10 protein-coding genes are annotated in these 11,083 nt (G+C 61.6%); all 10 read right to left on the bottom strand.

Translation table 11 applies throughout. The annotated features are described in order from the left end of the window. Window positions 1–148: 148 nt before the first annotated feature. The 10 genes from AC1Q7H_RS39135 to AC1Q7H_RS39090 all read right to left on the bottom strand — a co-directional run bounded on the left by AC1Q7H_RS39135 (window position 149) and on the right by AC1Q7H_RS39090 (window position 10,839). Window positions 149–712: an Hsp20/alpha crystallin family protein gene (locus AC1Q7H_RS39135; RefSeq protein WP_211984074.1), complete on the bottom strand. Its 564-nt coding sequence runs from the start codon at window positions 710–712 to the stop codon at window positions 149–151. Window positions 713–1,011: 299 nt separating this feature from the next. Beyond that, window positions 1,012–2,949 (bottom strand): molecular chaperone DnaK, encoded by a 1,938-nt coding sequence (gene dnaK, locus AC1Q7H_RS39130; protein ID WP_492382476.1) that lies wholly within the window; start codon window positions 2,947–2,949, stop codon window positions 1,012–1,014. A gap of 51 nt (window positions 2,950–3,000) precedes the next feature. Next, entirely contained in the window at window positions 3,001–4,623 is a 1,623-nt protein-coding gene (gene groL / locus AC1Q7H_RS39125) for a chaperonin GroEL (protein ID WP_153957010.1), read from the bottom strand. Between the two features lie 41 nt (window positions 4,624–4,664). Continuing rightward, entirely contained in the window at window positions 4,665–4,952 is a 288-nt protein-coding gene (locus AC1Q7H_RS39120) for a co-chaperone GroES (protein WP_153957011.1), read from the bottom strand. Window positions 4,953–5,095: 143 nt separating this feature from the next. Continuing rightward, on the bottom strand, window positions 5,096–5,476 hold the full coding sequence (locus tag AC1Q7H_RS39115) for a hypothetical protein (RefSeq protein ID WP_153957012.1): 381 nt from the start codon (window positions 5,474–5,476) through the stop codon (window positions 5,096–5,098). A gap of 100 nt (window positions 5,477–5,576) precedes the next feature. Then, window positions 5,577–6,143 carry an Hsp20/alpha crystallin family protein gene (locus AC1Q7H_RS39110; RefSeq protein ID WP_153957013.1) on the bottom strand — a complete coding sequence of 189 codons (567 nt, stop codon included), beginning with the start codon at window positions 6,141–6,143 and terminating at the stop codon, window positions 5,577–5,579. An 85-nt stretch (window positions 6,144–6,228) separates the two neighbouring features. Then, entirely contained in the window at window positions 6,229–6,636 is a 408-nt protein-coding gene (locus AC1Q7H_RS39105) for an Hsp20/alpha crystallin family protein (RefSeq protein ID WP_153957014.1), read from the bottom strand. Between the two features lie 15 nt (window positions 6,637–6,651). After that, entirely contained in the window at window positions 6,652–7,089 is a 438-nt protein-coding gene (locus AC1Q7H_RS39100; protein WP_492382475.1) for an Hsp20/alpha crystallin family protein, read from the bottom strand. Between the two features lie 1,512 nt (window positions 7,090–8,601). Next, a complete protein-coding gene (locus AC1Q7H_RS39095) occupies window positions 8,602–9,354 on the bottom strand; it encodes an SDR family oxidoreductase (protein ID WP_153957016.1) in 753 nt (250 codons plus the stop codon). A gap of 144 nt (window positions 9,355–9,498) precedes the next feature. Next, on the bottom strand, window positions 9,499–10,839 hold the full coding sequence (locus AC1Q7H_RS39090; RefSeq protein ID WP_249678625.1) for an MFS transporter: 1,341 nt from the start codon (window positions 10,837–10,839) through the stop codon (window positions 9,499–9,501). Window positions 10,840–11,083: the final 244 nt, after the last annotated feature.

Below are 11,083 nucleotides of genomic sequence, written 5' to 3'. Positions count from 1 at the left end.
AATTCGAAGTTGAAGGACGGAGATCGCCGGCCTAGGATCGGAAGCCATGCGCGCATTGTAGGTGCCTCATTGGCCTCCCGGCAGTGGTCCGGTGGTTTGCCCCCGTTTTGGCGCGGTCTCCCACCAAGACGCTTCTTGCCTGCTTGCCCTAGCCAATATCGATCGTGCGACTCGCGGATCGCGCCGGCTCCGATTTCGGCACGGTCAACGTAAGCACACCATTGTCAAACTTTGCCAGGATGTGATCGGGGTCGGCGTTTTCCGGCATGGGAATCGTGCGCACGAAGCTTCCATAGGCGCGCTCTAGCCGGTAGCAGCCATCTTCCTCGCTGCTCACGTCCTGCTTTTTCTCGCCGCGCAGCACGATCGCTCCGTCCTCGACGCTCACGTTCAGGTCTTCGCGCTCCACCCCTGGCAATTCGGCGGTCACGCGCAGCACCTGCCCTTCGTCGACCACGTCGATGCGGGGCTGGAAGCGCGATGAACTGAAGTCGCCAAACCATCGCTCGAGCGCACCACGGCCGGCAAACGGGTCATGAAAGAACTCCTCCACTGCGCGCCACGGTTCGCGTGAGAACAGTCGCGGAATGTCAGGCCAGGCGGCACGCCACTGTTCACTTGCCGGCGGGCTTTCCGGGCTGTCCGCATCGGACTTGCGGGCCGCCCCGCGAAGAAACTTGAAGAGATTCCACTTTTTCGGGTCGGTGTTCATCGTATCCTCCATTAAGAGGTCTGGCAGGAGAACCGGATTCCAATCGGTGTCAGCCGCATCGTCGATGATCTGTGGGCCGCAGGAGCCCACTGATGTGCGGTTTTCTGACGGTACATAAATGGCGCACGGGGAAAACTCCCTGAAGACATCTCACAGATGGCAGTCGCAGAAAGCAGGACCAGTATGGGGGCTGGCTTTCGGTACCGCGAAAGCATTACAAGAAAACACCGACAGAGGTCGCTAACACACAAAAAAATCCGTTTCGTGAGGGCACCCCAATTTGACGGACGTCGGCCGGCTTACTGCTTGGCACCCGCTTCTTTGAACTCAACATCCTCCACGTCCTCGTCTTTTTTCTCGGCGCTCGCCTCTTTCGCGTCCGCGGCGCGATCGGAGCGAGTGTCCGGCTGAGCCTGAACGTCCGCATAGGCCTTTTCACCGAGTTTCAGCGAGGCCGTGGCCAGGGCCTGCGCCCTGGCCACGATCTCGGCCTTGTCTGAGGTCTTCAGTGCCGCCTCAAGGTCCTTGATTGCGGCTTCGATCTTCTCCTTCTCGCCCGCCTCCAGCTTCTCGCCGAATTCAGCCAGCGCCTTGCGCGTACTGTGTGCCAGTGCGTCGCCGTGGTTGCGCGCATCGACCAACTCGCGTTGTCGACGGTCTTCGTCGGCGTGGGACTCGGCGTCCTTCACCATGCGCTCGATCTCGCCTTCAGACAGGCCGGAGTTGGCCTTGATGGTGATCCGATTCTCCTTGCCAGTGGCCTTGTCCCTCGCCGACACGTGCAGGATGCCGTTGGCGTCGATGTCAAACGTCACCTCGATCTGCGGCATGCCACGCGGCGCCGGTGCAATGCCCTCCAGGTTGAACTCGCCCAGCATCTTGTTGCCCGTAACGATCTCGCGCTCGCCCTGGTAGACCTTGATAGTCACCGCCGCCTGGTTATCCTCGGCCGTGGAGAAGACCTGTGAGAACTTGGTCGGGATGGTGGTGTTCTTGGTGATCATCTTGCTCATCACGCTGCCCAGGGTCTCGATCCCCAGCGACAGTGGGGTGACGTCAAGCAGCAGCACGTCCTTGCGCTCACCGGTGAGCACCGCGCCCTGGATCGCCGCCCCCACCGCCACCGCTTCGTCGGGGTTGACGTCCTTGCGCGGCTCGCGGCCGAAGAACGCTTTGACCTTCTCCTGCACCCTGGACATGCGGGTCATGCCGCCCACCAGAATCACGTCGTCGATCTTTTCCACCGATACACCGGCGTCCTTGATGGCGATGCGGCACGGCTCCATCGTCCGCTCGACCAGGTCTTCGACCAGGGCTTCGAGCTTGGCACGCGTGAGCTTCAGGTTCAAATGCCGCGGTCCGCTGGCGTCGGCCGTGATGTATGGCAGGCTGATCTCCGTCTGCAGGCTCGACGAGAGCTCGATCTTGGCCTTCTCCGCAGCTTCCTTCAGGCGTTGCAGCGCCAGCACGTCGCGCGACAAGTCAACCCCCTGGTTCTTCTTGAATTCGCCAATGATGTAGTCGATGATGCGCTGGTCGAAGTCTTCTCCGCCCAGGAAGGTATCACCATTGGTCGACAGCACTTCGAATTGCTTCTCGCCTTGCACGTCAGCGATCTCGATGATGGAGATATCGAAGGTGCCGCCGCCGAGATCGAACACGGCGATCTTGCGGTCGCGGCTTTCCTTTTTGTCCAGACCGAACGCGAGCGCCGCCGCGGTAGGCTCGTTGATGATCCGCTTGACATCCAGCCCGGCGATGCGCCCGGTATCCTTCGTTGCCTGGCGCTGGCTGTCGTTGAAGTAGGCGGGCACCGTGATGACGGCTTCGGTGACGGGCTCGCCCAGATAGTCTTCGGCGGTTTTCTTCATCTTGCGCAGCACTTCAGCTGAAACCTGCGGTGGGGCGAGCTTCCTGCCCTGCGCTTCGACCCAGGCATCGCCGTTGTCGGCCTTCAAGATCGTGAAGGGCATCAGGCCGATGTCCTTCTGCACTTCCTTTTCCTCATAGCGGCGGCCGATCAGCCGCTTGACAGCAAATAGCGTGTTCTTTGGATTCGTGACGGCCTGTCGCTTGGCTGGTGCGCCGACGAGGATTTCCTCGTCGTTCACATAGGCGACGATGGATGGTGTCGTGCGTGAGCCTTCGGAGTTCTCAATCACTTTGACCTGGTTGGCTTCCATCAGCGCCACACACGAATTCGTAGTGCCGAGGTCAATGCCGATGATCTTGCTCATGATATCCTCCACAGCCGTATGGGACCGGCCGCACGCCTTGCGTGTCCCCCGTCAATACTCCAGCTCCGGTGACACCGCAGCGGCTTTGCCGTGGTCTTTCGGCATCTCTACCACGGTCGCGTCCGTGGTCAGAATCAGCCCGGCGACCGATGCCGCGTTCTGTAGTGCGGTGCGAGTCACCTTGGTTGGGTCAATCACACCCATCTCGAACAGGTCGCCGTATTCACCCGTGGCCGCGTTCCAACCGAAGTTGCCGCTATGTTCGAGCACCCGGCTTAACACCACGGATGCTTCCTCGCCGGCATTGGCGGCGATCTGCCGCAGCGGCTCCTCCAGGGCACGCAGCACGATTCGGATGCCGGCTTCCTGGTCGGCGTTGGCGCCCTGGAGCGGCGCAAGCTGGGCGCGGGCGCGCAGCAGCGCGACGCCGCCGCCCGCCACGATGCCTTCCTCGACCGCGGCCCGCGTGGCGTGCAGGGCGTCTTCGACGCGCGCCTTCTTCTCCTTCATTTCCACCTCAGTGGCGGCGCCAACCCGGATCACCGCCACGCCACCGGCCAGCTTGGCGACCCGCTCCTGCAACTTCTCCTTGTCGTAGTCGCTGGTGGCCTCGTCGATCTGCCGGCGGATGGCCTTGATGCGGGCTTCGACTGCCGCGTGCTCGCCCGCGCCGCCAACGAGGGTCGTGTTCTCCTTCTCAATTTCGACGCGCTTGGCGTGGCCCAGATCCTCCAGCACGACATTCTTGAGCTGCTTGCCCGTCTGTTCCTCAATCAGCGTGCCGGCGGTCAAGATGGCAATGTCTTCCAGCATGGCCTTGCGCCGGTCGCCGAAGCCCGGTGCCTTCACCGCGGCGGCCTTGAAGGTGCCGCGCAGAGAGTTGACGACGAGGGTCGCAAGCGCCTCGCCTTCCACGTCTTCGGCCACGACGAGCAGCGGCTTGCCGGTCTTGGCCACGGCCTCGAGCACCGGCAGCAGATCGTGAATCGCCGAGATCTTCTTGTCATGCAGCAGGATATACGGCTCTTCGAGGATGACGGATTGCTTCTCGGGCTGGTTGATGAAGTACGAGGCCAGATAACCGCGATCGAACTGCATGCCTTCGACCACCTCCAACTCGCTCTCCAGCGACTTGCCGTCTTCGATCGTGATGGCCCCGTCCTTGCCGACCTTGGCCATTGCATCGGCGATGATCTTGCCGATCGCCTCATCGGCGTTGGCGGAGATTGCGCCGATCTGGCCGATCTCCTTGCTGGTGGTGCAGGGCCGGCTCAGCTCGCGCAGCTTCTCGACGACCGCGCCCACGGCCAGGTCCATGCCGCGCTTCAGATCGATGGGGTTCAGGCCAGCCACTACGTCCTTCATGCCTTCCTGAACCATCGCCTGGGCCAGCACGGTGGCAGTCGTGGTGCCGTCGCCGGCCACGTCGGAAGTCTTGGCCGCAACTTGCTTGACCAACTGGGCCCCCATGTTCTCGAACTTGTCGCGGAGCTCGATTTCCTTGGCGACCGACACGCCATCCTTGGTGATCAGCGGGGCCCCGAACGATCGCTCAAGGACCACATTGCGCCCCTTGGGACCGAGCGTGACCTTGACCGCGTTGGCCAGCAGATTGACACCCGCCACGATGCGGCGGCGCGCGGTCTCCTGAAACTGGATCTCCTTGGCTGCCATGATGAGACTCCTCGCGAGACGCTAGCCTTCTGTACCTTCCTCTATTCGACGACGCACAGAATGTCCTCGTCACGCATGACCAGCACCTCCTCGCCTTCAAGCTTGACGGTGGTGCCCGTATACTTGCCAAATAGCACGCGCTGGCCAATCTTCACACTCGGCACGCTGACATTGCCATCGCCCAAAACCTTGCCGGGACCGACAGCCAGGACTTCGCCCTGGTCCGGCTTTTCGGCGGCGGTATCGGGGATGACAATACCGCTGGCCGTCTTGTGTTCTGCGTCCAAGCGTCGGACGATGACGCGATCGTGTAGTGGACGGATGTTCATAGCCTTGCTCCTCGTCCCATCACTGTGATCATGAGCTTGCCGATCGGGTCGTGTCCGGGCCGCCGTTCAGGGCATTCACGTGTCAACGCCGGCGTCTGGATTCAAGCCACAAGCATTATTGGCCAGGAACCGATCATAGCGCTTCACTGAATGGCCGGCACGGTGCCGAGCTTCTCTGCCAGCATCCGCTCATACACGCCAAAATGCGTATCCACCTCAGCCTGACTGACGACGACAACGTCAATCGTGACCTGCTCGGGCGTCAAGCCGAACATCGTGGCCAGCGCCACTTCCAGGTGGGGGGCCGCCACTCTATCCTTTTCGAACGTCGTGCCGATGCTGATCACGTAAGCCTCGCCTTGCGCGGTGACGTCCACCAAGCGGGCCCGCGCGCTGAGGTTGTTGTCGATCGCGACTGTGACCAACTCAGCCACGCGCCGCGTCCGTTCGGTAGGAAATCCGCGCGTGCACTTAAGCCGCACCCGATGCCTGCCTATCGTCACCCACTCAGAATCGAATTCCATCGAAGTCTCCATCTTGGAAAGTGTTTGCCGCAAATATCCCTGGCTGAGCGCAGCAGGCTCAAGCGTGCCAATGATCTTGAGGCAACTCGCCATCTTCCGCTCACTTCACCTCGATCTTCTTCACCGAAGACTGCGACGTACCGGTCTTTGGCAGGCGCAGCGTCAATACACCTCGGTCGAATTTCGCCTCGACGTGATCGAGGTCGACGCCATCCGGCAGCGGAATACTGCGCATGAAGGCGCCGTACGCCCGCTCCAGCCGGTAGCAGCCGTTTTCCTCGCTCCGAATGTCCTGCTTCTTCTCACCCCGTAACACCAGCGCACCATCTTCGATGGTGGTCTTCAGGTCCTCGCGATCCATGCCGGGTAGCTCCGCCGTGATCCTCAGCGCCGAGCCATCATCGACCACATCGATGCGCGGCTGGAAGCGCGACGAACTGAAGTCGCCGAACCATCGATCGAGTCCCCCGAAGCCCGCGAAGGGTTCATGCAGAAACTCGCCCATCGCACGCCAGGGATCGCTTGAAAACAGCCGCGAAACGTCCGGCCAGTCCGGTGTCCAGTGCCTTGGCGCGGGGACATTCGACGACTCGCCCGTCGGTTGCCTGTCTTCGGTCGATTTGCGTAGGAACTTGAAGGGATTCCATTTGCCCAGATCTGTTTTCATCTTGCCCTCACCCAATGTTCAGCCAGTTTCCGCAGGCGCTGCGGTGGCGCCCTTGCGGACGCCACCGGCACCTGGCGACGGCAACTCACGCCACGTTGACGGCAATGCGGCGTGGACGCGCTTCGTCGCGACGCGGGATCGTCAGCTTTAGCACGCCGTCCTGCAGGTTCGCCTCGATCTTCGACGCGTCAAGGTCCACACTCAACGAGAAAGCGCGTGCGAAGTGCGGCTGGCGTATTTCCGCATGTTGCACCCGCAGTCCTTGGGGGGTGGGCACGACCGCTTCCGCCTCAATATGGAGGTTACCGTCGTGAACATTCACCTCGAGCTTGTCCTTCGTCACACCTGGAAGGTCGGCCCAAAGGGTGACGCCGTTGCTGTCCTCGACGATGTCGACCGCGGGAAGTAGCGTCAGCGTCGGTGTCGACCTGTCCTCCTGACTCTTTGTCATCGCGTTCTGGTTGCGTTCCGCCACTTGGGTAGTCTCGTTCATGGCTGTCTCCTGGCGTTACTGGACCGTGATCGCCCGGGGCTTCGAGGTTTCGCGCTTGCCGACACTGATAGACAGGCAGCCGTTGGCATAGCGCGCCTGGACTTTGTCGGGGTCTGCGCTCTGCGGCAATTCGACCACACGCCGGAACGTGCCTGTGAATCGCTCTTGCGCGTACAGCCGCACCTCCGGATCATCCCCCGCTTGCACCGCTTCGCGCTCGCCGCTGAGGGTCAGCAAGCCCTTGTCGATCGACACCTCGAACTGGTCCGGCTTGAGCCCCGGTGCGAACGCGACGATCTCGATGGAATCGTCCGTGGCGCCGATATTGACCGGGGGAAATGCCCCGAAGCGGCCGGAGCGGATGCTGGATGGGAAACAGAACAAGCTCGCCATCTGCCGTTGCATGCGGTCGAGTTCGCTGAAGAGGTCAGTTCCAAAGAAAAGGTCGCTCATGGTCGTATCCTCCTTCGACGCAGCAAGGAGGCGAAGGGGCATACGCGCTCCCATTCACCTGCCAAGCTGCTGGCAAACAAACAGAAACACGCAGCGCGCGATGGTCGCGACTGCCTGAGCGAAAATAAAATAGTAATTGGCCACCCAAATTTCAAGGGGGCAACCTGCGCCGTTCCGCGAAAGGACATCCGACGATTCGTGCTGCACCGGTCACGTTTGGGCGTTGCATCAGCGGGGGCTCCCGTTGCACGGCGCTTAAACATGCCGGGACAGCCTCATCGCTTAATCGGCAAAGCCGTGGCAAAGCTAATCGCCAATGTAATCCACGCGCCACTCGCCGAAGTGAGCCCTCGACGGCAGCGCCGGCTTGCCTCTCGTTGAGCAGAATCGGCTGGTCATAGAATGACGGCCGCGAACGGGGGGTTCAGGTGTACATGCCGATCGAGGCGGTGCGCCGACGCGGATCCACTGTTCGGCCCTCTAGCGCCGGACGCTCTTAAGGCTCGCGGCCTTGCGCTCGACATAGCGACTGGTCCAGGCGATGCCAGGTTGGAGGGTGCCAGGTGTGGGGCACGAGCAGAAGGTCGACGGCTCAACGCGGTGGCCGGCGTGGAAGGGGCACAGGGACGACTGCGTGCACGCATCAAGCGCTGGACGAAGACCTTGCGGGACCAAGGTCATGCGCTTCCCGATGGCGACGACGCCTAGTGGGAGCTACCTTGTCTTCGGCGTCCGTTAGGATCCTAGTTGCAGTAACAACGTTGCCGCGTGCTCGGCAACTCGCCATAAGCGGGCGTTATCGGACCTTATTGCCATGCACCCGGGTCACGCTCTTCTCCCCGCCAATGCCTTGCGACGGACAGCGTGGCGTGCAACGGCGGTAGCCGGCCAGTTGCCGACACTCGCCAGCGTACGCGCGCGGACACCTGAACGGCTGCTCCGCCTAGCCAACGGACCTTCGAACGTCCAGCAGAATGAATCCACCGCGATTGACGAGAGTTTCACTGCACTCGCGACAATCGCATTGAGCCGCGATGAGTATTCATTGAGTCCAATGCGTTCCAACACGACTAATCCAGCAGGGGGTTTCTCCAGATTTTTGCGGGGAAACGGAACTGGTGAGACTGGGAGGGTCTTTGTGAGACTGCAGTTACCGAAATAGTGAGACTACTCGGACGCACGCCACCTCGCACAGCACCGTCGGCTATAGTTCGGCCTGCGTCGACGCCGGCGTACCAATCTGCACCAAAAAAAACGATCATCTCGACATGGAATAATGGCCGCATGGCCGAGCAGCGCGCATCGGTCCTCCTCGGACACGGCCGTCGCACACATACCTTAGGCGCGCGACGTGCATTGCGGCGCATCCGCGGGCTGCCCACCAGTAGATACCGTGACATTGAGGGCGTATGAATCGCACCGGTGATAGCACATGTGATGATAATGGCTTTGCTAATGATATGAATCAGGAATCTGCATCAGGTGGCCACCTCCGCCCGACTGCTGCGATACTCAGATCTGGGCCTTACCACCGTCGACGAACAGTTCAATACCGTTGACAAAGCTTGAATCGTTGGAGGCAAGAAAGACTGCCGCCTTGGCAATTTCGTCCGGATCGCCGACGCGGCCCATTGGGATCCGCGAGGCCAGAGCGTGGAGTATTCCCTGCTGCCGTGCGGCGTCGGTCCCGGCCAGGTTAAACAAGCCTGGCGTCTTGGTGGGTCCGGGGCTGAGCGTGTTGACCCGGATGCCCCGACCCTTGAGATCGAGAATCCAGTTGCGGGCGAATGAGCGTACGGCGGCCTTTGAGGCGGCATAGACACTGAATGCCTCGGTGCCGCCGCTGGCGGCGGTGGAGCCAGTCAAGATGACTGATGCACCGTCCGCCAGCAATGGCAGAGCCTTCTGTACAGTAAACAGTACGCCCTTGACGTTACGGCTAAAGGTGTCGTCATACTGCTCCTCGGTAATATTCCCGAGCGGCAGCAGCGAGCCGCCGCCGGCGTTGACGAACAATACGTCGATCCGACCCTTTTCCGATTTCACCCAATCAAACAGTGTGTCCAGTTCGGCCATGTTCGATGAGTCGACCCGGATGCTGGTAGCGTTACCGATCGCGGACACCGCGGCGTCGAGTTCGGCCTGTCGGCGACCGGTGACAATGACATGCGCTCCTTCGCTAGCGAACCGTTTAGCGGTAGCGAGCCCGATTCCGGTGGATCCACCGGTAACGATTGCGATCTTGCCTACAAGTTTGCGTAACATGGAAGTTTCCTTGGCTGGTTGTGAGTTGGAGCGAGAACCTCGACTTCGTCCTCCGGCGCCCGGGTGCACGCGCTCGCCGCTTCCCAACGGGCAGATCGGCGAAAGGGCTCTCTACCAACTCGTACACTCGCAACGGTTCGAGCATCAAGGCCCCTGTCCGACCATGCTCGCGTCGTGGCTGTGCGAAGAGGCCGACGACTTGTGCTTGATCAGCGTAACCGCGACACCGCCGATCACCGCGGCCATTGCAATGGCGAGGAAGTTCTGCACCAGCGGCAGCTTCATCGAGACCAGCAGCCCGATCACGATTGGCGCCGCGATCGCGCCGATGCGCCCGACCCCCGAGGCAAAGCCGAGTCCCGTCGAACGGATCGCCGTCGGGTAGAACTGCCCGGCATACGCGTACAGCAGAATCTGCGTGCCCAGCGTCGACGCGCCGACGACGGCAACGATGAGGAACAGCGGCTGCGCGCCGTAGCCGAGCAGCGTCAGCGAGACCGCGGCGACCGCGAAGAATGCGCCCGTCACCCACTTGATGTTCAGCTTGTCGGCAAGCCATCCGCCACCGACGGCGCCGACGACTGCACCGGCGTTGTAGGCGAGCAGGAAGTTCAGCGCGGAACCGAGGCTGTAGCCGGCCATGCCCATCAGCTTGACCAGCCACGAACTGAGCGCATAGAGCATGAACAGGCAGGTCATGTAGGCGACCCAGAACATCACCGAACTGAAGCCGCGGCCGTCCAGAAACAGCCTGCCTACGGTCGGACCTTCGGCCTTGTCCTCGGCCGGAACGAGGAACTCCTCGTGCGGCTCGAGCCGCATGTCCGGCCGGATCTTCCGCACCACTTCGCGCAAATGGGTGTCGTCGTGCTGCTTGATCAGGAACGGCAGCGACTCAGGCATGTACTTCAGGATGAACGGGATCAGTACCATTGGGGCGCCCGCGGCGATGAACACCGATTGCCAGCCGTAGGTCTCGATGAACTGCTTGCCGAGCAGCGCGGCGAGGATGCTGCCGACCGCGTAGCCGCAGCACATCAGCGTAACCATCACGCTGCGCACCTTCTTCGGTGAGTATTCGGTCATCTGCGCGGCCGCATTCGGGATCGCGCCGCCGATGCCGAGCCCGGCGAGGAAGCGCATCACGCTAAAGGTGATCGGGTCGTTGGTGAAGCCGGCGGCCGCGGTGAAGGCGCTGAACAGGAACACGCAGATCGAGATCGCCCAGCGGCGGCCGATCTTATCGGCCAGCGCGCCGAGCGCGATCGCTCCGAACATCATGCCGAACAGCGCTGAACTGGCCATGAAGCCCGCAGTCGCGGCCTCGACATTCATCGCCTTCATAATCGACGGAAGCGCGGTGCCGGCGACCGCCAGGTCGTAGCCGTCGAGCACTAGGATCACGAAACACCAGATCAGCACGGACCGGTGAAAGCTGTTGAACTTGGCCTCGTCGGCCAGTTTGTGAACATCTATCCGGTGCACGCTTGAAGGTGCTGGTGCCAACTCAGGGCGGTTTGACTTCATTGACTTGTCTCCTTTTGTCTTCGGTTTGAGGTTCTGCATGCGGCGTAGTAACCACATTCTGGGCCTAGACCTCACGGCCAACGACCGCCCGTGCTTAGACAAGGTCGCTCCCTTAGTCCGTGCAGGCTGCACCACCCTCACACGCGAGGGGCTTCGGGCAGGCGTTCACCGCCGCGCACGACGTATTTGGCGGGATACAGTG

The sequence above is a fragment of the Cupriavidus sp. GW823-FHT06D04 genome (assembly GCF_058795055.1).
This window is presented reverse-complemented; position numbering and strand designations above follow the sequence as displayed.

Coding starts and splice junctions, on each gene's coding strand:
- groL (WP_153957010.1), bottom strand. CDS start 4,623: ATGGCAGCCAAGGAGATCCAGTTTCAGGAGACCGCGCGCCGCCGCATC.
- AC1Q7H_RS39115 (WP_153957012.1), bottom strand. CDS start 5,476: ATGGAATTCGATTCTGAGTGGGTGACGATAGGCAGGCATCGGGTGCGG.
- AC1Q7H_RS39105 (WP_153957014.1), bottom strand. CDS start 6,636: ATGAACGAGACTACCCAAGTGGCGGAACGCAACCAGAACGCGATGACA.
- AC1Q7H_RS39100 (WP_492382475.1), bottom strand. CDS start 7,089: ATGAGCGACCTTTTCTTTGGAACTGACCTCTTCAGCGAACTCGACCGC.
- AC1Q7H_RS39135 (WP_211984074.1), bottom strand. CDS start 712: ATGAACACCGACCCGAAAAAGTGGAATCTCTTCAAGTTTCTTCGCGGG.
- dnaK (WP_492382476.1), bottom strand. CDS start 2,949: ATGAGCAAGATCATCGGCATTGACCTCGGCACTACGAATTCGTGTGTG.
- AC1Q7H_RS39095 (WP_153957016.1), bottom strand. CDS start 9,354: ATGTTACGCAAACTTGTAGGCAAGATCGCAATCGTTACCGGTGGATCC.
- AC1Q7H_RS39120 (WP_153957011.1), bottom strand. CDS start 4,952: ATGAACATCCGTCCACTACACGATCGCGTCATCGTCCGACGCTTGGAC.
- AC1Q7H_RS39110 (WP_153957013.1), bottom strand. CDS start 6,143: ATGAAAACAGATCTGGGCAAATGGAATCCCTTCAAGTTCCTACGCAAA.